General features: G+C 64.6%; 21 protein-coding genes. 7 read left to right on the forward strand and 14 right to left on the reverse strand.

Features of this window, described 5'->3' with window-relative positions:
- Nucleotides 1–8 precede the first annotated feature (8 nt).
- From BM118_RS35240 to BM118_RS35260, 4 genes are all read right to left on the reverse strand, one after another.
- Nucleotides 9–335, reverse strand: a complete 327-nt coding sequence (locus tag BM118_RS35240; RefSeq protein WP_092191995.1) for a helix-turn-helix domain-containing transcriptional regulator — start codon at nt 333–335, stop codon at nt 9–11.
- 4 nt (nt 336–339) lie between these two features.
- Nucleotides 340–663 carry a type II toxin-antitoxin system RelE/ParE family toxin gene (locus BM118_RS35245; protein WP_177234983.1) on the reverse strand — a complete coding sequence of 108 codons (324 nt, stop codon included), beginning with the start codon at nt 661–663 and terminating at the stop codon, nt 340–342.
- 841 nt (nt 664–1,504) lie between these two features.
- Complete coding sequence (locus tag BM118_RS35255; RefSeq protein ID WP_092191932.1) at nt 1,505–2,284, reverse strand: 2-keto-4-pentenoate hydratase; 780 nt, start codon at nt 2,282–2,284, stop codon at nt 1,505–1,507.
- 84 nt (nt 2,285–2,368) lie between these two features.
- On the reverse strand, nt 2,369–3,397 hold the full coding sequence (locus BM118_RS35260) for an SDR family oxidoreductase (protein WP_092191934.1): 1,029 nt from the start codon (nt 3,395–3,397) through the stop codon (nt 2,369–2,371).
- A gap of 93 nt (nt 3,398–3,490) precedes the next feature.
- Between BM118_RS35260 and BM118_RS35265 the strand changes: the two genes are divergently transcribed.
- Nucleotides 3,491–3,889, forward strand: coding sequence for a winged helix-turn-helix transcriptional regulator (locus tag BM118_RS35265; protein ID WP_177234973.1), 399 nt, complete (start codon nt 3,491–3,493; stop codon nt 3,887–3,889).
- A gap of 282 nt (nt 3,890–4,171) precedes the next feature.
- Here BM118_RS35265 and dksA read toward each other — a convergent pair whose 3' ends face one another.
- Nucleotides 4,172–4,537, reverse strand: coding sequence for an RNA polymerase-binding protein DksA (gene dksA, locus BM118_RS35270; RefSeq protein WP_008554760.1), 366 nt, complete (start codon nt 4,535–4,537; stop codon nt 4,172–4,174).
- 215 nt (nt 4,538–4,752) lie between these two features.
- Nucleotides 4,753–5,364: an NAD(P)-dependent oxidoreductase gene (locus BM118_RS35275; RefSeq protein WP_092191936.1), complete on the reverse strand. Its 612-nt coding sequence runs from the start codon at nt 5,362–5,364 to the stop codon at nt 4,753–4,755.
- 149 nt (nt 5,365–5,513) lie between these two features.
- Here BM118_RS35275 and BM118_RS35280 point away from each other — a divergent pair, with 149 nt between their 5' ends.
- Nucleotides 5,514–5,885: a winged helix-turn-helix transcriptional regulator gene (locus BM118_RS35280; protein WP_092191938.1), complete on the forward strand. Its 372-nt coding sequence runs from the start codon at nt 5,514–5,516 to the stop codon at nt 5,883–5,885.
- Between the two features lie 199 nt (nt 5,886–6,084).
- Here BM118_RS35280 and BM118_RS35285 read toward each other — a convergent pair whose 3' ends face one another.
- Nucleotides 6,085–6,498, reverse strand: a complete 414-nt coding sequence (locus BM118_RS35285; protein WP_092191940.1) for a flagellar assembly protein FliX — start codon at nt 6,496–6,498, stop codon at nt 6,085–6,087.
- A gap of 269 nt (nt 6,499–6,767) precedes the next feature.
- On the opposite strand from BM118_RS35285, the gene BM118_RS35290 reads away from it, so the two are divergent.
- The 4 genes from BM118_RS35290 to BM118_RS35305 all read left to right on the forward strand — a co-directional run bounded on the left by BM118_RS35290 (nt 6,768) and on the right by BM118_RS35305 (nt 9,289).
- The gene (locus tag BM118_RS35290) at nt 6,768–7,892 is read left to right on the forward strand and encodes a flagellar basal body P-ring protein FlgI (RefSeq protein WP_028173283.1); all 1,125 of its coding nucleotides are present in this window, start codon (nt 6,768–6,770) and stop codon (nt 7,890–7,892) included.
- On the forward strand, nt 7,892–8,260 hold the full coding sequence (gene flgJ / locus BM118_RS35295) for a flagellar assembly peptidoglycan hydrolase FlgJ (protein WP_177234974.1): 369 nt from the start codon (nt 7,892–7,894) through the stop codon (nt 8,258–8,260). Before BM118_RS35290 ends, flgJ begins: the two co-directional genes overlap by 1 nt.
- Nucleotides 8,261–8,271: 11 nt before the next feature.
- Nucleotides 8,272–8,769, forward strand: a complete 498-nt coding sequence (locus BM118_RS35300; protein ID WP_092191944.1) for a hypothetical protein — start codon at nt 8,272–8,274, stop codon at nt 8,767–8,769.
- Between the two features lie 160 nt (nt 8,770–8,929).
- Complete coding sequence (locus BM118_RS35305; protein ID WP_092191946.1) at nt 8,930–9,289, forward strand: hypothetical protein; 360 nt, start codon at nt 8,930–8,932, stop codon at nt 9,287–9,289.
- A 3-nt stretch (nt 9,290–9,292) separates the two neighbouring features.
- Here BM118_RS35305 and BM118_RS35310 read toward each other — a convergent pair whose 3' ends face one another.
- The 5 genes from BM118_RS35310 to BM118_RS35330 all read right to left on the reverse strand — a co-directional run bounded on the left by BM118_RS35310 (nt 9,293) and on the right by BM118_RS35330 (nt 17,564).
- Nucleotides 9,293–9,493 (reverse strand): hypothetical protein, encoded by a 201-nt coding sequence (locus BM118_RS35310; protein WP_092191948.1) that lies wholly within the window; start codon nt 9,491–9,493, stop codon nt 9,293–9,295.
- Between the two features lie 12 nt (nt 9,494–9,505).
- Nucleotides 9,506–9,874, reverse strand: coding sequence for a flagellar biosynthesis regulator FlaF (flaF, locus tag BM118_RS35315; protein WP_008554779.1), 369 nt, complete (start codon nt 9,872–9,874; stop codon nt 9,506–9,508).
- Nucleotides 9,875–10,167: 293 nt separating this feature from the next.
- Nucleotides 10,168–12,450 carry a DUF1522 domain-containing protein gene (locus BM118_RS35320; RefSeq protein WP_092191950.1) on the reverse strand — a complete coding sequence of 761 codons (2,283 nt, stop codon included), beginning with the start codon at nt 12,448–12,450 and terminating at the stop codon, nt 10,168–10,170.
- 219 nt (nt 12,451–12,669) lie between these two features.
- Complete coding sequence (locus tag BM118_RS35325; RefSeq protein ID WP_092191952.1) at nt 12,670–14,958, reverse strand: DUF1522 domain-containing protein; 2,289 nt, start codon at nt 14,956–14,958, stop codon at nt 12,670–12,672.
- A 326-nt stretch (nt 14,959–15,284) separates the two neighbouring features.
- A complete protein-coding gene (locus BM118_RS35330) occupies nt 15,285–17,564 on the reverse strand; it encodes a DUF1522 domain-containing protein (RefSeq protein WP_092191954.1) in 2,280 nt (759 codons plus the stop codon).
- Nucleotides 17,565–17,884: 320 nt separating this feature from the next.
- On the opposite strand from BM118_RS35330, the gene flbT reads away from it, so the two are divergent.
- Nucleotides 17,885–18,325 carry a flagellar biosynthesis repressor FlbT gene (gene flbT / locus BM118_RS35335; RefSeq protein ID WP_011088588.1) on the forward strand — a complete coding sequence of 147 codons (441 nt, stop codon included), beginning with the start codon at nt 17,885–17,887 and terminating at the stop codon, nt 18,323–18,325.
- A gap of 91 nt (nt 18,326–18,416) precedes the next feature.
- Here flbT and BM118_RS35340 read toward each other — a convergent pair whose 3' ends face one another.
- The gene (locus BM118_RS35340; protein ID WP_092191956.1) at nt 18,417–19,916 is read right to left on the reverse strand and encodes a pyridoxal phosphate-dependent decarboxylase family protein; all 1,500 of its coding nucleotides are present in this window, start codon (nt 19,914–19,916) and stop codon (nt 18,417–18,419) included.
- Nucleotides 19,913–21,166 (reverse strand): ATP-grasp domain-containing protein, encoded by a 1,254-nt coding sequence (locus BM118_RS35345; RefSeq protein WP_177234975.1) that lies wholly within the window; start codon nt 21,164–21,166, stop codon nt 19,913–19,915. Before BM118_RS35345 ends, BM118_RS35340 begins: the two co-directional genes overlap by 4 nt.

A 21,166-nucleotide genomic window follows, 5' to 3' on the forward strand; every position in this document is an offset into this window, starting at 1 on the left:
CGCGCTCGTCACGCCGCATCCGCGACTGCGCGTATCTCGAGATGCACACCGGTCTCCTTCTGAAGCGCGTGGATCACGGCCATCAGGTTACCCATTGTTGGATTCCCACCCGGCCCGAACATCCGCATCAGGCTCTTCTGCGGACGGTCCAGCACCTCACCGAGCCGCTCGAAGCCAATGGTCGCATTGATATAGGTCCGAAGCGCTGTGCGGCCGTAGTCGACGTCCCCCTGCAACAGGCCCTGCATCGCCTCCAGGAACAATGCCTCGCGAAAGGCGGGATCGCGCTCTGCCCGCGCGCGAATGGTCTCTTGAAAACTATGGGTCAATGGCATCGGCTCATCCCTCATTGCGCTTTCGCGCCTTGTAGTCACGCCACCGGCGAAGCGCGACGCTGATATCGCTCTGCTGCCTCTGTTTGGTGCCGCCACCCAGCAGGATCACGAGCACGCTGCCGTCCCACCCGAAATAGACCCGGTAGCCGGGGCCGCGATTGATCTTCAGTTCGGCCGCGCCCTCGCCGATGGATTTCACGTTCGAGGTATTTCCATCGGCAAGCCGTCCAATGGCAACGGAGACAGTTGCGGCCGCCCGCGCATCGAGCCCGTCATGCCATTCCCGAAACGGGCTACGACCGTCGATGCTGTATTCCGCGATTTCGATCCTTGGTACCATATTCGTTACCAATTTTCCATTTCAGAATTTTCGGATTTTAGAAATTCTTGTTGACACGATCCGCCCCCATCATTATGTTCCCTTTTTGTTCTATCCCACAAGAGGGCGTGTCGCGATCGTCACGAAACGCGGGATGGAATGCGGTGGCCGCGACGGCGTCGGCGCGCGAGGTTGGCTGCAGGGCGGGAAACCGTGAGCAGCAGCACGCGCGATACGACACGGCGCTGACAGCGTCTTACGCTTGGTCTCGACGGTGAGCGCACGCCAACCGTCGAGGATGCGGGCGAAGATGTGCGCGGACGGAGAAGTCGTGTGGTCCTGACGCCCGGGGTCTGTGCGTCAAGTCTTGCGGTGATGTGAGCTGCCCGACCGGGCGCGCGCATCAGCCATCCGCATGGCGACGGGGGCAATAGTGCATCGCTCCCCGGGGAGAGCACGAAGGACACCGTTAAAACCATTCGCGCAGGGAAGGCCGGGATGTCCCGGCGTCACCTGTGGTCCACCCGTGCGCGTTTGATCCGCACACGGGATTGCGGGTGCCAGCCGGCGCCCGGCCTTCCCTGCGCCTTCTTGATCTTCAGGAGGGCGGACGATTGCAGAACTCGGGCGGAAGATGCCGCGAGGATGCGAGGGCGTGTCTGCGATTGCGGTGCAGGTTGAAGGAGAAAAGCTATTGCCCACACTCCGTCATTGCGAGCGCAGCGAAGCAATCCAGAAATGCGTCCGCGGAAAGAATCTGGATTGCTTCGTCGCATCAGCGCAAAATTGCTTCGCAATTTTGTCGCGAACTCCTCGCAATGACGGAGAATGTTGGAGCGCTATGCGCCCCTCACGTAAACTTCGCCTCCACCACGCCCAGCCCGTCCAGCTCCATCCGCACCTTGTCGCCGGCCTTCAGCCACAGCGTCTTCACCAGGCTTCCCGTCAGCACGAGCTGTCCCGCATGCAAACTCTTGCCGTCGGCGGCGAGATGGTTGGCGAGCCAGGCGAGCGCGTTGTGGGGATGGCCGAGCACGTCGGCACCGGTGCCGTGGCCGACCTCCTCGCCGTTGACGATGGCGCGACCCTTGACCGCGTTCAGGTCCGGCACCGACGAGCGTGGAACCGACGGCCCCAGCACGCAGCCGGCGGCGAAGAAATCGTCGGCGATCAGCGTCGGCGCGCCCATCGTCTCCCACTTCACGTAGCGGTCGTCGACGATCTCGATCGCGGGATGATAGGCCTCGACGGCTTCGCCGACCCATTCGGCCGTGAACGGCGCCTCGCCGGCGGCAAGGTCACGCTGCAGCCGCACCGCGATCTCGCATTCGACGCCGACACGGACATATTTGGAGGCCGCGAGCTTCACCCCGCTGTTGTGCACGCCCTTCTGGAACACGCCGCCGCCGCAGGGATGCGGGATGCCGATATAGTCCTGCATCACCTGGCTGGTGCAGCCGATCTTGTAGCCGACGAGCGGCCCGAGATGCGGCAGCAGGAGATCGTGCAGCGCGCGCTGGACCTGGTAACCCTCGGCCTCGTCGGCAGGTGGAACCTCGAGCGCTGCAAGCGGCGCATGGTTGCGGCGCGCCAGTGCGATCGCCTTTGCGGCTTCGAGAATGTTGTCCATCGGCGCCGCCTCCCACGCTACGCAATCGAGGAGAACACTTCAGCACCCCCGCTCCGGCCTGACAAGCGCGGGCGGCCGGCGGCTTCACGCCTTGACGAGGCCAAGCCGGATCAGGCTCTCGGCCGTCGCGAGGATCGCCGCATCATTCGAACGCGCCTGCCAGCCGAGCAGCGACCGCGCCTTGGCGCTGGTGGAATGCCGCACCTTTCCGAGCATCGGCACGACCGCACGCAGCAGCGGAATCCGGTTTGCAGCCAGGCGCACCAGCCAGTCCGGCGCCTGGAGCCGCGGAACCCGGCGCGCCCTCGGTCCGAGTTCCCGCCGCAGCACCCTGGCGATGTCCAGGATCGACATCGCCTCGCCGGAGACCGCGATGAAACGCTCGCCTTTCGCCTCCGGCGCCGTCATCGCCCGCAAATGCAGGTCGGCCACGTCGCGCACGTCGACCACGCCGAAATAGACCCGCGGCACCGCCGGCATGGCGCCGTCGAGCAGCGATTTGACGATCTCGATCGACCCGGAGAAGTCCGGCCCGAGCACGGGACCGAAAATGGCGGCGGGGTTCACGACCGAGAGCTCGAGCCCGCCGCCTTCGCGCGCGACGAAATCCCAGGCCGCCCGCTCGGCCAGCGTCTTGGATTTGATGTAGGGCTGCACGTCGGCGCCTTCGAGATTGGTCCAGTCGGTCTCGTCGAACGGTTTTTCCCGCGGCTTGTGGCCATACCCGATCGCACCCAGCGACGAGGTGATCACCACGCGCCTCACGCCGGCCTCGCGCGCGGCCCGGAGCACCCGAAGGGTGCCGTCGCGGGCCGGGATGATCATCTCATTCTCATCCTTGGGAACACTGGTCGAGAGCGGCGAGGCAACATGGAGAACGTAGTCGCAGCCCGCGACGGCCTCACGCCACCCCTCGTCCCGAACGAGGTCGGCGGTGAAGAAGGACAGGCTCTCCGGCGACGCGGCCCCGCCCTCGCGCAGCATGGCCAGCACGTCGGCCTGGCGGTCCGGCCGGCGCACCGTGGTCCGCACCATGTGGCCGGCGGCCAGAAGTTGCAGGATGACGTGGATGCCGACGAAGCCCGACCCGCCAGTGACCAGAACAGTGCTCATTGCCAAATTCCCCTCGTTGCACCGGCCGGCGAATTGGTTCCGCCGCCCTGCTCAAGGCGGCATCTGGTCACTATCTCCCGGGGAGCAAGTAGAATGGATTTCGAGACCCGTATGGAAAACCTGACCAGCGTTTGCGACGGCGACTGCGATTGCAGCCCCGACCCTGCCCTGCTCGCCGACTTCAAGCGGGCCATCCATGCCCTCGGCGGCAAGTGGAAGCTGGAGATCCTGTTCGCGCTGATGAACGGCGCGGTTCGGTTCGGCGCGTTGCGGCGATCGATCGGCGGCATCACCCAGCACATGCTGACCATGCAACTGCGCGAGCTCGAGCAGGACGGCCTGGTGTCGCGGACCGTCTTCGCGGAGAAACCCCTAAGGGTCGAGTACGAGCTGACGGATGCGGCCTACGGCCTGTTGCCGGCGTTTAAGGAAATATTGAGCTGGTCCAGGCTTTATGGGGATGCGCGCCTCGTGGCGTCGCAGCAGGCCTGATTGCAGCGATGCTTGATGCAGCTGGATCGGTGTCTCAGCATTCGAGTCGATCGCGTTGATGCGACTCGCAAAATCTCCCGCACCTGAAGTGAAGGCTGTTTCTCATCCGAACTCACGTGAGCTCGGAGGAATCGACTCTAGCCCCTTGATCACGATTCACTTTTCGCGATTGCGCTCGCGCGTCGAAGCGCGCGGCGGCAAGCGACGGACAATATGCTGACCACGGCGCGAAATGGCGCCTTGCGTCCAAAAACAAAGAGCCGCATCGCTGCGGCTCTGACTCTATTCGTCGCGATAGACCTTCTCGCGTTTCTCGTGGCGCTCCTGCGCTTCCACCGAGAGCGTCGCGATCGGCCGGGCCTCGAGCCGCTTCAACGAGATCGGCTCCCCGGTGTCCTCGCAATAGCCATAGGTGTTGTCCTCGATACGCTGGAGCGCGGCGTCGATCTTGGCGATCAACTTGCGCTGGCGGTCGCGGGCGCGGAGTTCGATGGCGCGGTCGGTTTCGGACGATGCCCGATCGGCGAGATCGGGGTGGTTCACGTTCTCCTCCTGCAGGGCTTGCAGGGTGAGCTTGGACTCTTTGAGGATCTCATCCTTCCAGGCAAGGAGCTTCAACCGGAAGTACTCCTTCTGCCGGTCGTTCATGAAAGGCTCTTTTTCGGTCGGTCGGTAGTTTTTCAACTTTTCCAAGGGCGGCCTATCTGTCTAAGCAACGACTCGCAAACGGAACGGGGTCCGTTGAGCGGGGCGTTATATAGCGGCCTCCTGTGACAGACAATATTTCCCTGCTCGCCCAGCCGGCGCGCCCAAGCCCTTGCACAGGAAGGTTTATCCGCAAGAGCCCGGGGGCGGCCGAAAGCCTAGTAACCGACCGTGAAACGCTGCCTCAAATGGGCCGGCCGCTCGATCTCGTCAGCCAGCGCAATGGCGTAGTCGGCGAAGCTGATCCAGCTCTTGCCGTTCGCATCTGCGAGAAGCTGATCGGTCCCGAGCCGGAACTTGGCGGTGCGCTCCCCCTCGACGAACAGCGCCGACGGCGAGATGAAGGTCCAGTTCAGGTCCTTTTCCTGGCGCAGCAGATCGAGAAAGGCAGAGCCTGCCTCGGCCTCGGCCTTGTACTGGGCCGGAAAACCGGGGGTTGTGACCAGCTTTACGCCAGGAGCAACCTCCAGGCTGCCAGCCCCGCCGACGACGAGATAACGGCCCACCTTGGAGTCCTTGGCTGCCCCGATCAGCTTGAGCGCATCGCTCGCCAGGAAGTGCACGGAACTCACGGCGACGTCGTGCCCGGCCCACAGCTTGGCGAGGCCCGGCTGGTCGAGCACATCTCCCTTGGTGGGGGTGACGTTCGGCAGGGCCGCGATCTTCTCGGGGTTCCGGGCGATGGCCGTGACGCTATGGCCGCGGCGGGACAGTTCCTTGGTGATCTCCGACCCGGCCCGGCCCGAGGCGCCGGCGACTGCGATTTTCATGGAAGGCTCCTTTGCTTCTCTGGTAACTAACGGTGACTAGATATCGCAAAGAATGCTGGTGTTAAGAGAGCACTTTGTGCTTACCTGCTTACGCCGGAGTAACCGGCAAGCGAGCCGGCAAGCGACTTCAATGGATCGAGGACCCGACGATGAAGCCTGACGTCTATGCAGCGAACTGCCCCACGCGCCAGATCCTCGATCGCGTCGGCGACAAATGGGCGGTGCTGATCCTCCTGCTGCTGCGCGGGGAGCCGATGCGCTTCAATCAGTTGCGCCGCACGATCGAAGGCATTTCGCAGAAGATGCTGAGCCAGGTTCTCAAATCGCTCGAACGCGACGGCCTGATCAAGCGCCGCGCCATCGCGACCGTACCGGTGACGGTGGAATATTCGATCACGCAGCTCGGGCTGACACTCGCCGCCGCCGTCGATCCGCTGCGCGATTGGGCCGAGGAGAATCTGAAGGACGTGCTCGCCGCCCAGCGCCGCTACGACGCGCAGAAGCAGGAGGAAGCGGCCTGAGATGCAAACCGAGCAAACAGACGACCCGTCATCCTGATGTGCGAGCAGCGCGGTGCGCAGCACCGTGCAGTGAGCCTCGCAGGATGTACGGCCGAGACGCTTGAGCCGGGCCGTCGCCCTGCGAGACTTGCCCTGCGTTGCGGGGCGCGCACCTCCAGCGACAACGGCTTCGCCGTTGCGCGGGGGTGACGGATAACGATCAGGCCTGTCCGGCCTTGGCGAGCTCGACCTCGACGCGCAGCTCGATCTCGGACAGCACGGAATCGAGACCGGGATCGCCCGAGGACGATTTCAGGTTCGCCGCAGCATCGCGCAGCCGCATCACGGTGGACGCGTCGAGATTGCCGGACAGCAGCCCCATCTTGAGATCGTCGAGCACGTCGAGCGCGGTCTTGCCGCGGGCGACCGAGCGCTTGCGGCGCTCGACCGGATCCTCCTCGATGCCTTGCAACGCGAGCAGCGCATCGATGTTGGCGGCCGCTTTCGGCGCCGCAGCGGCCCGCGTCTCCTGCGCCGACGAGGTGTCGGGCAAGACGAAGGTGCCGGAGCCCGTCCGCCTGGCCTGGCTGGCCGGCGTTCCAAGCGTGGTGCCGTTCGGTCCGTAGATGCGCATCGCAGCAATCCGGGTGATCGATGCCTCACCTTCGCTGTTTTATGGTTAACGGCGCGTAAACAGCCCGGCAAAATCTGCCGACAGGCGGCAGTTTCGCTCCTCAGGGACAACGCCCGCCGACACCGGTCGAAACAGATTTATTGAACCTATTCAGTGACCTACCCCCACTGCCCCGCGTTGGCACAGCCCTCGCAAGGAAAGCGTCGGACCAGCTCGTCATGGGAGTGTCGAGGATGGTCCGGGATTTGAGGAGCCTCGGGGAGCAGAGGATGCCAGGCGTTCGTTGGGTGAGGATTGTTGGGGTGGCCTGCGCCGCGCTGTCAGCGCTGGCGCTGTCGGTCACGTCCGCAAGCGCGACCTCGCGCATCAAGGACCTCGCCAATATCGAAGGCGTGCGGCAGAACCAGCTCATCGGCTACGGCCTCGTCGTCGGCCTCAACGGCACCGGCGACACGCTCAACAACATCCCCTTCACCAAGCAGTCGCTGCAAGCGATGCTCGAGCGCATGGGCGTCAACATCCGCGGCGCCACCATCCGCACCGGCAACGTCGCCGCCGTGATGGTGACGGGCAATCTGCCGGCCTTCGCCACCCAGGGCACGCGCATGGACGTCACCGTCTCCGCGCTCGGCGACGCCAAGAACCTCCAGGGCGGCACCCTGCTCGTCACGCCCCTCCTCGGCGCCGACGGCAACGTCTATGCGGTCGCGCAGGGCTCGCTCGCCATCTCCGGCTTCCAGGCCGAGGGCGAAGCGGCGAAGATCGTGCGCGGCGTTCCCACGGTGGGGCGCATCGCCAACGGCGCCATCATCGAGCGCGAGATCGAGTTCGCGCTCAACCGGCTGCCGAACGTGCGGCTCGCGCTGCGCAACGCCGACTTCACCACCGCCAAGCGCATCGCGGCGGCCGTCAACGACTATCTCGGCGTCAAGACCGCCGAGCCGATCGATCCCTCCACGGTGCAGCTTTCGATCCCGCCGGAGTTCAAGGGCAACGTCGTCGCCTTCCTCACCGAGATCGAGCAGCTCCAGGTCGATCCCGATCTCGCCGCCAAGATCGTCATCGACGAGCGCAGCGGCATCATCGTGATGGGCCGCGACGTTCGCGTCGCCACCGTCGCGGTGGCGCAAGGCAACCTCACCGTCACAATCTCCGAAAGCCCGCAGGTGAGCCAACCCAATCCGCTGTCCCGAGGGCGGACCGTGGTCGCGCCGCGCAGCAGCGTCAGCGTCACCGAGGACGGCAGGAAGCTGGCCCTCGTCAAGGACGGCGTCTCGCTCCAGCAGCTCGTCGACGGCCTCAACGGCCTCGGCATCGGCCCCCGCGACATGATCAGCATCCTCCAGGCGATCAAGGCCGCCGGCGCGATCGAAGCCGACATCGAGGTGATGTGATGCAGACGAGCATGATCAACACCCCGCGCGCCGCCACCTCCTCGGCCTTCTCGGTGGAGAGCCGCAACGGCCGGCCCGATTTCGAGCTCGCCGCCGCGCTGCAGAAGGTCCCGCCGCAGCAGCAGGCCAAGGCGCAGAAGACCGCCACCGATTTCGAGGCGATGTTCCTCAACAGCATGTTCTCGCAGATGACCTCGGGCCTGAAGGGCGAAGGCCCGTTCGGCGACACACCGGGCACCGGCGTATGGCGCTCGATGCTGACCGAGCAGTATTCCAAGAACTTCGCCAAGGCCGGCGGCGTCGGCGTCGCCACCGAGGTCTACCGCACTCTCATCATGCAGCAGGCGAAAACCGTCCGCACGGCATAAGGTCAAACGAGATGAACCAGTTCACCGCCTCACGTCGGCCGATGCAAGCGCAGCGCCCGAACACGGCGCCCGGCAGCGCCGAGGCGCGCAAGCTCGCTGAAGACCTGATGGATGCGATGAACGCCCTGCTCGGCCTGATCGAGCGCGAGACCGAGCTCGTGCGCGCCGGCAACGTCCGCGAGGCGATGACCCTCGAGAGCAGGAAGCAGGAGCTGTCGCGCAACTATGTCGGCGCCGTCAGCCAGTTGAAGGCCAACCAGGCCCAGCTCGCGAAATCGGCGCCCGAGCTGCTCTCGACGCTGCATCGGCATCACGATGCGTTCCGCGCGATGCTCCAGGTCAATCTCACCGTGCTGGCGACCGCGCACGCGGTCTCCGAGAGCGTGGTGCGCGGCGTCAACGCCGAGATCCAGAAGCGCAACGTGCCGAACACCTATACGGCCGCGGGACGCCGCGCCACTCCGGGCCCGCGCCACATCACCCCGCTCACGGTCAGCCGCTCGCTCTGAGCGCGCGCAGAAAACAAGCGACAATTTTACGAAAAAACGCGCGGCGATATCGTCGCGCGATTAGGCACGTTTCCTTACCGGGTCTTCAATCCTGGTGTTCCATGGTTGCGCATTGAGAGGGGTTGGGATTTGACTCGGACGAGGCAACCAGGAGGCTGCCATGAGTACAGATTTCAGCATCAGGCCGGTGGGGATACCGGCCCCCGCGCAGATCATAACGACGTCGAATGCGGCGGCGAACGAGGCCGTGCAGACCGATTTGCCGGTGAGCCAGACGGTCGCCGCGGGCGATACGAGCGCGCCCGTGCGCAATGATTTGCCGAACAACGAGAACATCTCGCGGCAGGTCGTGTTCGACCAGGCTGCCGCATCCTTCGTGTTCCAGGTCGTCAACGACAGGACCGACGCCGTGGTCAATCAGTTCCCCGACGAAGCGATGCTGCGCCGGCGAGCTTATTTCCATGCAGAGGATCTGAAGTCCAAACCCTCGCGTCCGCTCAATACGGATGTCAGCGCCTGACGATCAGGCGTCGAGCGTGGCAACCGCTGTATCGAGATAGGTCGCGCCGGTCGCAGGATCGGTGACGACGTTCTTGATCTGGGCCTTGCGCGCGTCAGTCAGCGTGAACTTGGTATTCCCGAAGCGGAACGAGCCCGTCCTCCGACGTGCTGGAAGAACGTTCGACTTATGCGCGGTCGACACAATGCTCACGATGTCGGCCACGACGCGCCTCCATCACGGCCGTCCGGACAGACCGGCAGCGATATTGCGATTGATCTCGATCAGCGGGCGGAAGTGATCGAACTGCGGGCTCATCTGCAGCGCCGCGGTCTGGCTCAGCACGAACACACTGATGTTGGCGATCTTCTGGCGGACGTCGATCGGCTGCGGATTGTTGTCGCGCATCGCCTCGCTCAGGAAGATCGTCCAGAGCTTGCGGTTGAACATCAGCGCCTGCATGGTCTGCTCGCTGAGCGGATCAGCGTTGTTCACCGCATCCTGGAGCTTGTTGGCGGCCTTGAGCAAGGTCTGCGCCTCGATGTCGCGAGGAGAAGCAGTGGTCGTCGCAACACGCGCGTAAGCCGAGGCAGCGGAATTCGACATCAATCACACCCTGGAGGTTACCTAGCCCGTTGAACGCGCTTAAGGATTTCTTTCCCAACCCTAGGCAGCACCGCTTAAGATTTGCTTACGTGTGCGCTTGGAAGCACTCCGGATAATTACGGGTCGCGGAGTTCTTCGTCAGTGCAACGCTAGATGCACGCACACACGCTGTAAACTTGCTTCGCGTGATGGGCATCAATCTCAGCTAATCCTGCCTTAGCGATCTCCGTAAAAAGAACGGCGGAGCGTTAGCCCCGCCGCGATATTTCAAGTAGCGATCTTGCGCTGCGAAACTAGCGGAGCAGCTGGAGCACGCTCTGCTGCGACTGGTTGGCCAGCGACAGCGCGGACACCGCGATCGACTGGCGGGTCGACAGCGCCTGGCTGTTGGCCGCTTCCTCGTTGGTGTCGGCCAGCGTGAGGTTCGACGAGCCGGTCTGCAGCACGTTGATCAGGTTCTTGGAGAAGTCCTGGCGCACCTGCACGATCGAGAGGTTCGAACCGAGCGCCGAACCTTCCGAGCGCAGCGTGCTCGAGGCCGCGTTCAGGCTGGTCAGCACCTTGTTGGTGGCGCCGTTGTCGATGAAGTCGACGCCGTTGACGAGATTGCTGAGGCCGAGGCCGGCCGCATTGAACACCACGCCGTTGATGCCGAGCGTGGAGCTGCCGGTCTCGTTGAAGACGAGCTTCAGCGTGTCGCCGTTGAGCAGGTTGACGCCGTTGAAGGAGGAATCCTGCGACGTCGTGTCGATCTGCGCCAGAATGTTGTTGAACTGGTTGACCAGGTTCGAGCGCGCCGTCTGCGCGACGGGATCCTGCACCGGCGGCTGCGCGGTGGTGAAGGCCAGAACACCGGTGATCGTGCCGCCGACCGTGCCGCCCGCGGTCGTCGAACCGAGCGTCGAGGACGCGTATTCATTGACGGTGGTCACCGTCAGCACGCCATTGGCGTCGATCGTCGCCGTCAGGTGGTTCGCCTGAAGCTGTGCGTTGAGCTGGTCCAGCGTCTTGACGGTGCCGTTGGTGCCGTCACCGAAGGTGACGTTCACCGGCGTTCCGCCGTTGAAGGAAGTGAAGGTCAGCGTCTTGCCGCTGACCCCGCCGACACCGGAGGTGCGCGCCGCGGTGAAGGCGGTCGCTGTTCCCGTGTTGCCGCTGAGTCCGAACGCGCCGAGCGCGTTGCCGGTGCCGGTGATCGAGAGATCGGCGTTGACGCCGGTGGAGAGTGCAAGCTGGCCGCTGCTGTTGACCGACGACGGGATCTGACCCGACGTGGTCGAGAGGGTCGCAGCACCGTTGAAGATGCTGGCCGTCTTCACGCCGGTTGCCAGGTCGATCGAGTTGAGCAGGTCGGTGAGCGTCGCGCTCTGGATATAGACAGTCGAGTTACCGTTGCCGTCGGTGACGACGTTGCCGCTGACGCCGCCCGACGTCACGCTCGCCGCCGATTGCGGCGTCTGGGCGTTCTTGAACGTGATGGTGTGGCCATCGATGTTCAGCGTCGAGCCGTCCTGCACCAGCGTGCCGAGCGAGCCTGCGGTCGTCGACCGGTTCGCGTTGACGGTGGCGAGGCCTGCGCCGGTTGACGAGGTCAGGCCGAGAGCCTTGAGGAAGTCGGCCTTGCCCGTCACGCTCAGATCGGCGCCGGTCGAGCTCTTCAGCGTGATTGCGCCCGCCGTGATGGAGGATGGCGTCTGGACCGTACCGACGGTCGCACCGCTCGTCGCGATGGTCGCCGCGCCTGCACTGATTGTCGCGGTCTTGACGCCGCTGGCGAGATCGATCGCGCTGAGGACGTCGTTGACTGTCGCCCCGGGCGCAGTCGCCGTTCCCTCATAGACGATCGAATTGCCGTTGCCGTCGGTGGCGATGTGTCCGCTGGCGTTGAGGCCCCAGCCGGTCGGTTGCGTGGTCGGAGCGATGCCGGTGCGGAAGGTGATCGTCTTGCCGTTCACCGTGATGGTGTCGCCATCCGCGGGCGGCGTGCCGAAGGTGGTGGATGCGGTGGTGCCGAGCAGCGTGGCGGTGCCGGACAGTGCAGTGGTGCCGTCGAGGGCGGTCACCGCGGTACCGGCCAAGGTGCCGGCGTTCGAGCCCAGCGAGGCGCCGAGTGCGGCGGTCCCGGTGACCGGGGTCACGCCACCGGCTGCGCCGGTATAGAGCACGTTGCTGTTGGCGGTCGCGCTTGCGTAGGAGGTCGTGCCGCGCAGGTCCGCGGGCGTCGCACCGGGAATCGTGGTGGAGACGTTCGACTTGGTGGAGTAACCGACCGTGGTCTGCAGCGCCTGGTTGGCGATCGACTTCGCGCTGTCGATCAGCTTCTGCAGCGAGGTGATGCCGGTGTTGGCGGCCTGGAGCACCTGCACACCGTTGTTGATGCCGTCGAGCAGGTTGCTGATGTCGCTCGCCCGGTTGTCCAACCCCTGCGCGGTGAAGAAGTTGGTGGGATTGTCGAGCGCCGTGTTGACCTTCTTGCCGGTTGACAGCCGCTCCTGCGTCGTGGCCAGCAAGTCGGCCGTCGACTGCAGCGACAACAGGTTCTGGCGAACTGACGCCGAGAGAACGATGTTGGACATTGGCGAGTCTTCCTCTTGAACCGGATACGAATCGGCCGCGCGGTCTCGAAAGCGGGCTTTTGTCCAGTTTTAGGAGGTGTCCTTTAAAGTATGGTTAACGCCGGTTTAAGCGATAGGGTTAATGGCGAATGAACGCCCCTGCCCGCCTCCGGACGCAAAAAAGAGCGGCGGGGAAAATGGCCCCGCCGCTCGGTTTTATTCAGTTATTTCAGCTACTTGTTATCGGAGCAGCTGGAGCACGCTCTGCTGCGACTGGTTGGCCAGCGACAGTGCGGAGACCGCGATCGACTGGCGGGTCGAGAGCGCCTGGCTGTTCGCCGCCTCGACGTTGGTGTCGGCCAGCGTCAGGTTGGACGAGCCGGTCTGCAGCACGTTGATCAGGTTCTTGTTGAAGTCCTGACGGATCTGCACCACCGAGAGGTTCGAGCCGAGGCTCGAGGCCTCCGAGCGCAGCGTGCTCGACGCCGCGTTCAGGTTGGTCAGCACCTTGTTGGCGGCGGCGTTGTCGATAAAGTCGACGCCGACGGTCAGCGCGGCAAGGCCCAGACCCTTGGAATTGTAGGTCACGCCGGTGATGTTCAGGCTCGACTTGCCGGTCTCGTCGAACACCAGCTTGAGCTGGTCGCCGTTCAAGAGGTTGACACCGTTGAACGAAGAGTCCTGCGAGGTCGTGTCGATCTGGTTCAGGATGTTGTTGTACTGGGACACCAGATTGGCACGCGCCGTCTGGGCCACCGCATCCTGGACGGGGTTGGAAGCCGTCGAGAAGGTCAGCGCCGAAGTGAGCGTACCGCCGATCGCACCGCCCGCCGTCGTCGAACCCAGCGTCGATGACGCATAGTCGTTGGACGCGGTGATCGTCAGCAAGCCGTTGGCATCGATCGTTGCGGACAGGTTGTTGGCCTGAAGCTTCGTGTTGAGCTGATCGAGCGTCTTGATCGTGCCGTTGGTGCCGTCGCCGAAGGTGACGTTGACCGCCGTGCCGCCGTTGAAGGAGGAGAAGGTCAAGGTCTTGCCGGCGATGCCGCCGATGCCCGAGGTGCGTGCCGCGGTGAACGCGGTTGCGCTGCCGGTATTGCCGGCCAAGCCGAACACGTTCAGCGCGTTGCCGGTGCCGGTGATCGACAGATCGGCGTTGATGCCGGTCGAGAGCTTGAGCTGACCGGACGTATTGATCGTCGAGTTCGACTGGCCTGTGGCGGTCGCAAGCGTCGCGGTGCCATTGGCGTTGACCGTCGCGGTCTGCACGCCGGTGGCAAGGTCGATCGCCTTCAGCACGTCGGCAACCGTGCCGGCCTGCAGATAGACGGTCGAGTTGCCGTTGCCGTCGGTGAGGACGTTACCGCTCGCACCGTAACCGCTCGGAACGCTCGGAGCACCGGTCGAACCCGGGATCGGCGCATTCTTGAAGGTGATGACGTGGCCGTCGACGTTCAGCGTCGAACCGTCCGCAATCGTCGCCCCCAGCGAGCTCGCGCTCGTGGTCCGGTTGACGTCGATGGTGGCATTGCCGGCACCCGTAGACGTCGTCAGCCCGAGCGCCTTGAGCAGGTCGGCCTTGCCGGTGACGCTCAGATCCGCACCCGTCGAGCTCTTCAGCGTGACGGCGCCGCCAGCAGCGGTCGAGACCGCAGCACCTGGCTGGCTGGCGCTCACGGCGATCGTCGCAGCGCCGGAACTGATGGATACCGTCTTCACGCCGCTGGCCAGATCGATCGCGGACAAGAGATCGTTGACGGTCGCCGCCGGGGTACCCGCGGTGCCGAGATAGACGGTCGTGTTGCCGTTGCCGTCGGTGACGAGGTTGCCGCTGACGCCCGAGCCGGACGGAACCGCAGTCGACGCCGGAGCGGAGCCCGAGCGGAAGGTAATGGTCTTGCCGTTCACGGTCAGCGTATCGCCGTCGGCCGGCTGGGCGTTGCCGAGCAGGCCGGTCGCAGTCGTGCCGTTGGTGGCGATCAGGGTGATGGTGCCGGTCAGGGCCGTGGTGCCGTCACCGGCCGTTGCGCCAGTGCTTGCAAAGGAGCCGATGGTAGCGCCGAGCGTGGTGGTGCCGGTCGCCGCCGTGGTGCCGCCGGCCGCGCCCGTATAGAGCACGTTGCTGGACGCGGTGGCGCTGGCAAAGGACGTCGTGCCGCGCAAGTCGGCGGCTGTCGCACCGGCGATCGTGGTGGAGACGTTGGACTTGGTGGAGTAACCGACGGTGGTCTGCAGCGCCTGGTTGGCGATCGACTTGGCGCTGTCGATCAGCTTCTGCAGCGAGGTCAGGCCGGTGTTGGCGGCCTGCAGCACCTGCACGCCGTTGGCAATGCTATCGAGCAGGTTGTTGATGTCGCTGGCGCGGTTGTCGAGCGACTGTGCGGTGAAGAAGTTGGTGGGATTGTCCAGGGCCGAGTTGACGCTCTTGCCGGTCGACAGACGATTCTGTGTGGTGGCGAGGAGATCGGCGGTGGACTGGAGAGAGAGCAGGTTCTGACGAACCGATGCGGAGAGGACGATACCTGACATGACTCTTACCCTTCTGGCTTACGCGTCTTCGTTCGATCGCTTCGGATCGAGTGACGGGGCCAGCGTGCCGCGACATGGCTAACAAAGGGTGAAACGAACCTCGCCTGCATAAGCGCCGGTTCACCATGAAGGACTGGAAGCGCTTGCGGGGTCAGGCAATCGCTCTGAAATCATTGGCAATTCTCAGCGCTTACGCTCCATTAACCATAACCGCTGGTTACTTTTCAGAGTGTCGCCTGCCCTCTCGAAACCTCGAGTGACGAACGAAAAAAAGCGGCGGGGCCGAAGCCCCGCCGCCGTAGCCGTCTTGCGATGTCGTCCGCTTGTTAGCGGAGCAGCTGGAGCACGCTCTGCTGCGACTGGTTGGCCAGCGACAGCGCGGAGACCGCGATCGACTGGCGGGTCGACAGCGCCTGGCTGTTGGCCGCCTCGACGTTGGTGTCGGCCAGCGTCAGGTTGGACGAGCCGGTCTGCAGCACGTTGATCAGGTTCTTGTTGAAGTCCTGACGCACCTGCACGATCGTCAGGTTCGAACCGAGGCTCGAAGCTTCCGAGCGCAGCGTGCTCGATGCGGAGTTCAGGTTGGTCAGCACCTTGTTGGTGGCGGCGTTGTCGATGAAGTCAACGCCACCGGTCAGCGCGGCGAGGCCCAGACCCTTGGAGTTGTAGGTCACGCCGGTGATGCTGAGGTTCGACTTGCCGGTCTCGTCGAACACCAGCTTGAGCTGGTCGCCGTTCAAGAGGTTGACGCCGTTGAACGAGGAGTCCTGCGACGTCGAGTCGATCTGGTTCAGGATGTTGTTGTACTGAGACACCAGGTTCGCACGCGAAGTCTGAGCAACCGTATCCTGGACGGGGCTGGAAGCCGTCGAGAACGTCAGCGACGACGTCAGCGTGCCGCCGATCGCACCACCCGCCGCCCTCGAACCGATCGTCGAGGACGCGTAGTCGTTGGTGGTCGAAACCGTCAACAGGCCGTTGGCGTCGATCGTCGCGGTCAGGTTGTTGGCCTGAAGCTTCGTGTTGAGCTGATCGAGCGTCTTGACCGTGCCGTTGGTGCCGTCGCCGAAGGTGACGTTGACCGCCGTGCCGCCATTGAAGGCGGAGAAGGTCAAGGTCTTGCCGGTGAGGCCGCCAACGCCGGAGGTGCGGGCCGCGGTGAAGGCAGTCGAGGTCCCGGTGTTGCCGGCGAAGCCCAGCGCATTCAGCGCATTGCCGGTGCCGGTGATCGACAGGTCGGCATTGACGCCGGTCGAGAGCTTGAGTTGGCCCGAGGCGTTGATCGACGAGTTGGTCTGGCCTGTGGCGGTCACAAGCGTCGCGGTGCCGTTGGCGTTGACCGTCGCGGTCTGCACGCCGGTGGCAAGGTCGATCGCCTTCAGCACGTCGGCAACCGTGCCGGCCTGCAGATAGACCGTCGAGTTGCCGTTGCCGTCGGTGAGGACGTTACCGCTCGCACCATACCCGCTCGGAACGCTCGGAGCACCGGTCGAGCCCGGGATCGGCGCATTCTTGAAGGTGATGACGTGACCGTCGACGTTCAGCGTCGAGCCGTCCGCGATGGTCGCACCCAGCGAGCCCGCGCTCGTGGTCCGGTTGACGTTCACGGTGGCGTTGCCGCCGCCCACGGCCGTCGTCAGGGCGAGAGCCTTGAGCAGGTCGGCCTTGCCGGTGACGCTCAGATCCGCACCTGTCGAGCTCTTCAGCGTGACGGCGCCGCCAGCAGCGCTCGAGGCGGTCTGGCCGACGCTCGTGGCGATCGTCGCAGCACCCGCGCTGATGGATACCGTCTTCACGCCGCTGGCGAGATCGATCGCAGTCAAGAGATCGTTGACGTTCGCAGCCGGGGTGCCCGCAGTGCCGAGATAGACGGTGGTGTTGCCGCTGCCATCGGTGACGAGATTGCCGCTGACGCCCGAACCGGACGCAACCGCCGTCGAGGCCGGAGCGGAGCCCGAGCGGAAGGTGATGGTCTTGCCGTTCACGGTCAGCGTATCGCCGTCGGCGGGCTGAGCGTTGCCGGCCAGGCCGCTGGCGGTCGTGCCGTTGGTGGCGATCAGGGTGATGGTGCCGGTCAGGGCGGTGGTGCCGTCGCCGGCCGTTGCGCCGGTGCTTGCAAAGGAGCCGATGCTGGCGCCGAGCGTCGTGGCGCCGCTCGCCGCCGTGGTGCCGCCGGCCGCGCCGCTAAACACCACGTTGCTGCTCGCGGTCGCGCTGGCGTAGGAGGTCGTGCCGCGCAGGTCGGCCGCCGTCGCACCGGAGATCGTGGCGGAGACGTTCGACTTCGTGGAGTAACCGACCGTGGTCTGCAGCGCCTGGTTGGCGATCGACTTCGCGCAGTCGATCAGCTTCTGCAACGAGGTGATGCCGGTGTTGGCAGCCTGCAGCACCTGCACGCCGTTGGCGATGCCATCGAGCAGATTGTTGATGTCGCTGGCGCGGTTGTCGAGCGACTGGGCGGTGAAGAAGTTGGTGGGATTGTCCAGGGCCGAGTTGACGCTCTTGCCGGTCGACAGACGGTTCTGCGTGGTGGCGAGGAGGTCAGCGGTGGACTGGAGGGAGAGCAGGTTCTGGCGAACCGATGCGGAGAGAACGATACCGGACATGACTCTGTTACCTTTCTGGTAAACGACGCTACTGTTACGCGTCTGCTTGGATCGAGATTGACCCAGCGACCGGCGGACCCTGGCGTCGAGACTTCTAACGAAACATGAAATGAAACTCGTGCTTTTGCCGGGGCGCACGTGATTCGGTCGGGGAAGCCCCGCACATCGCCGCGACGCCGCACGGATATGACGTTGGGAAGATTGAGTTTTTTCGCGCGAACGCGGGGGATTTACAGCTCGTTAACTAATTCCGAGCGAGAATCACGCCCTGATAAGCCGCAACGAGCGCTCGGTTACGAAAGCGTTGATGGAGAACAGGCATGGCTCTCAAGGTCGAGCTCAAACCGCACGAACGCATCATCGTCGGCAACTCGGTGATCACCAACACGGACCAGCGCGCACGCCTCCTGATCGACGGCGAGAACGTGCCGATCCTGCGCGAGCGCGACATCCTCACGCCGGAGACCGCAAACACGCCCGCCAAGCTCGTCTATCTGGCGGTCCAGCTCATGTATATCTCGCCGGATCCGCAGACCCAGCACGGCACCTATTTCAACCTCGTGCGGGACATCGTCACAGCGGTGCCGAGCTCCTGGCCGATCATCGAAGCCATCAACAACAACATCCTGAACGGCGACCTCTACCGGGCGCTGAAGGATGCCCGCAAGCTGATCGCCTATGAGGAGAAGCTGCGGGGCCAGTACGAGGCCACGCATCCCAAGGCGGAAGCGGACAAGGACGACGTCAGCACCGCCGCCTGACCACGCGCTTTCGCGCGAACGACAACGCCGACCAACGACAACGGCCCCGGATCGCCTCCGGGGCCGTTGTCGTTTCAGCCATGCATCGATGCTACTGCGCCGCGAGCGGCGGCGCCTCGATCTCGACCACTCCGTCGCCAACCCGCCGCGCGCCAAATTCAAGTATGGCCGCAATCAGCGCATCGATGTCCGTCTCGCCGGTGCGGTGATTGACGATGGCGGCGCGGATCGCGAACTTGCCGTCCAGCGTGGTGCCTGATGGCGCAGCAATGCCGGACTCCTGGACATCAGCGACGATCTCGCGATTGACCGCATCATTGGCGCGGTAACGGAAGCAGACGATGTTGAGGTTCACCGGCGCCAGCAATTCCAGCCGCGGCTCGGCCAGCACGCGCGCTTCCAGATATTTCGCCAGCGCGCAGCTTCGCGCGATCACGGTGCCCAGCCGGTCGGTGCCGAACGTCTTCAGCGTGAACCAGGTCTTCAGCGCGCGGAAGCCGCGCGACAGATCGGGGCCGAGATCGCAGGGCCAGACCGCGCCCGCAGCAAGCCCCCTCGCCTCGCGGCTCAGATAGGCCGCCGGCTGCGCAAAGGCCTGCCGGTGCTGCTCGCCGTCGCGCACCAGCAGGAAGCCCGCGTCGTAGGGCACCTGTCCCCATTTGTGGAAATCGAGCGCAATGGAATCCGCAAGCTCGATGCCGCCGAGCAGCGGCGCGAGCTCGGGCGCCAGGATCGCGAGCGCACCGAACGCGCCGTCGACGTGAAACCAGATTCCCTCCTCGCGGCACAGCTCCGCCACGGCCTTGAGATCGTCGATCGCGCCGATATCGACCGTCCCTGCGGAGGCGACGACGAGGAACGGCTTGAAGCCGACCTCGCGGTCGACCGCGATCTGCGCGCGCAGCGCAGCGACGTCGATGCGATGATCGGCATCGACGTCGATCTTGCGCAGCGCATCGGTGCCGAGCCCGGCAATGTCCATTGCCCGCGAGACGCAGCCATGCGCGGCACGTGACGTGTAGGCGGTGAGCAGCGCGCCGTCGTTGCCGATGCCGTATTGTCGCGCCAGCGTGCCGAGCGCGCTGGTACGCGCCACCAGCACCGCCATCAGATTGGCCATCGACGTGCCCGTGACGAAGATGCCGCTCGCACTCTCCGGGAAGGCGAAAAGGCGGCGCATCCAGTCGACGATCTGGCGCTCGACCTCGATGGGCATGTGGTCGCGGCCGCCGAGATTGGCGTTGAGGCCGGCGGCGAGCATTTCCGCGAGCATGCCGACCGCAGTGCCGCCGCCATGCACCCAGCCCATGAAGCCGGGATGGACGTTGCCGGTCGCATAGGGCGCGACATGCTCGGCGAATTCGCGATAGACATCGGCGAGATCGCTCGCCTCGCGCGGCACGTCGGCCTTGAATGCGGCGCGGACGTCATCGGGGATCGGCTGCCACACCGGACGCGCACGAATGTTGGCGATGCCGTCGATCGTCTCGTCGAGCATGCGATGGGCGAGCGCGCGAAACGCGTTCCAGTCCTGCGGATCGAGCGAGGTGTCGGTGGCGACGGCTTGCGTCTTGCGGACGATCTCGTTCATGCTGCACTCTCCTCGCCGGCCTTTGCATGCCGCGACAGCATCGACGTGAACGCGGCAAAGATCTTGCGCATCTGCGGCGGCTTGTATGGAAACACGGCCGGCGGATCCATGTTGTGCACGACGGCGGTGTTGTCGGCCTCGAAGACCAGCAGCTCGCCGTCCTGGTTCTCGGCGCAATCGACGATGAAATAGTCGAGGCCGACGCGCTTGCTCATCTCGTCGAGCGCGTTACGATGACGCGCGGCGAAGGCGTGATCGAAGTCGAGCATGAAGACGGCTTCCTCGGCGCGCTTCTCCTCGCTGAACGCCATGTAGGCGTTGAGATACCAGATGTCCCAGCGGTCGGCGATCGCCATGTGGCAGGCGTAAGGCTTGCCGTCGACCATGGCGAGACGGTATTTGCGGTAAAGCCCGTCGGGGCTCGCATAGTTGACGAAGCGCGCGACGAAGAAGTCCTGCTCTTTCCGTTCGGCAAGGTAGGCCGCGAGTGCCGGCGCATCGTCGATCTTGGCGAGCCCGACACCCGCATGCGTGCCGCGCGGCCGCACGATCATCGGAAAGCGCAGTTCGCCCGTGACGTCCTGGCAGGCGATCTTCCCTTCCGAAAGATCCGACAATTGTGCACGCGTCGCATGGACGGTCGCTGGAATGTCGAGACCGGGAATGCCCGCCAGCAGCCGGTAGAGCTTGTCGCGATCGAGGTTGCCGATGAGATGGGGGCGATTGAGCAACGGCCGCGGCCAGTGCGGCGCGGCCTGTTCGATGACGGCAAGCGCCTGCCGGCATTCCTCCGAATCGGACGCGACCACGATCGCGATGTCGTGCTCGGGCAGCGTCGCCGGCAGACCGACGCCCTTGACCACATAGAGCGTCAGCAATTCGATGTCGGAGCCTTCGAGCAGGAATTCGATTGGAGTATTGCCGCCCATATCAATATCGGCCGCCAGCGCCAGCACGCGCAGGCCGGGTGTCGGAGCCGCGCAAGGCGTGCGAAACAATTGGTGGAAGGCGAGCACCTCGGTCTGGATCACGAGCCCGGCCTCCTTCTCGCCGAGAAGCTGGGCAATCAGCGACAGATCCAGGCCTTCGCCGGCCTCAGCCGTCCCCTCCTCGATCCGCGCCAGGAGCTTCTCGCGTAGCGGATGCAGATTGCCGCCCTCGAAGGCCCGGCGCGTCAGTTGCGCAAAGCCGATGCGATCGGAATAGTTCGGCGTGGTCGCGCCGTTCGGCGCTGAAACAGGATGCAGCAT

The sequence above is a fragment of the Bradyrhizobium sp. cf659 genome (assembly GCF_900113725.1).
GTDB lineage: Bacteria > Pseudomonadota > Alphaproteobacteria > Rhizobiales > Xanthobacteraceae > Bradyrhizobium.

Coding starts and splice junctions, on each gene's coding strand:
- BM118_RS35300 (WP_092191944.1), top strand. CDS start 8,272: ATGAACCAGTTCACCGCCTCACGTCGGCCGATGCAAGCGCAGCGCCCG.
- BM118_RS35280 (WP_092191938.1), top strand. CDS start 5,514: ATGAAGCCTGACGTCTATGCAGCGAACTGCCCCACGCGCCAGATCCTC.
- BM118_RS35320 (WP_092191950.1), bottom strand. CDS start 12,450: ATGTCCAACATCGTTCTCTCGGCGTCAGTTCGCCAGAACCTGTTGTCG.
- BM118_RS35290 (WP_028173283.1), top strand. CDS start 6,768: ATGCCAGGCGTTCGTTGGGTGAGGATTGTTGGGGTGGCCTGCGCCGCG.
- BM118_RS35340 (WP_092191956.1), bottom strand. CDS start 19,916: ATGAACGAGATCGTCCGCAAGACGCAAGCCGTCGCCACCGACACCTCG.
- BM118_RS35240 (WP_092191995.1), bottom strand. CDS start 335: ATGCCATTGACCCATAGTTTTCAAGAGACCATTCGCGCGCGGGCAGAG.
- dksA (WP_008554760.1), bottom strand. CDS start 4,537: ATGAACGACCGGCAGAAGGAGTACTTCCGGTTGAAGCTCCTTGCCTGG.
- BM118_RS35260 (WP_092191934.1), bottom strand. CDS start 3,397: ATGAGCACTGTTCTGGTCACTGGCGGGTCGGGCTTCGTCGGCATCCAC.
- BM118_RS35325 (WP_092191952.1), bottom strand. CDS start 14,958: ATGTCAGGTATCGTCCTCTCCGCATCGGTTCGTCAGAACCTGCTCTCT.
- BM118_RS35305 (WP_092191946.1), top strand. CDS start 8,930: ATGAGTACAGATTTCAGCATCAGGCCGGTGGGGATACCGGCCCCCGCG.
- BM118_RS35275 (WP_092191936.1), bottom strand. CDS start 5,364: ATGAAAATCGCAGTCGCCGGCGCCTCGGGCCGGGCCGGGTCGGAGATC.
- BM118_RS35330 (WP_092191954.1), bottom strand. CDS start 17,564: ATGTCCGGTATCGTTCTCTCCGCATCGGTTCGCCAGAACCTGCTCTCC.
- flaF (WP_008554779.1), bottom strand. CDS start 9,874: ATGTCGAATTCCGCTGCCTCGGCTTACGCGCGTGTTGCGACGACCACT.
- BM118_RS35345 (WP_177234975.1), bottom strand. CDS start 21,166: ATGCTGCATCCTGTTTCAGCGCCGAACGGCGCGACCACGCCGAACTAT.
- BM118_RS35285 (WP_092191940.1), bottom strand. CDS start 6,498: ATGCGCATCTACGGACCGAACGGCACCACGCTTGGAACGCCGGCCAGC.
- flbT (WP_011088588.1), top strand. CDS start 17,885: ATGGCTCTCAAGGTCGAGCTCAAACCGCACGAACGCATCATCGTCGGC.
- BM118_RS35255 (WP_092191932.1), bottom strand. CDS start 2,284: ATGGACAACATTCTCGAAGCCGCAAAGGCGATCGCACTGGCGCGCCGC.
- flgJ (WP_177234974.1), top strand. CDS start 7,892: ATGCAGACGAGCATGATCAACACCCCGCGCGCCGCCACCTCCTCGGCC.
- BM118_RS35265 (WP_177234973.1), top strand. CDS start 3,491: ATGGATTTCGAGACCCGTATGGAAAACCTGACCAGCGTTTGCGACGGC.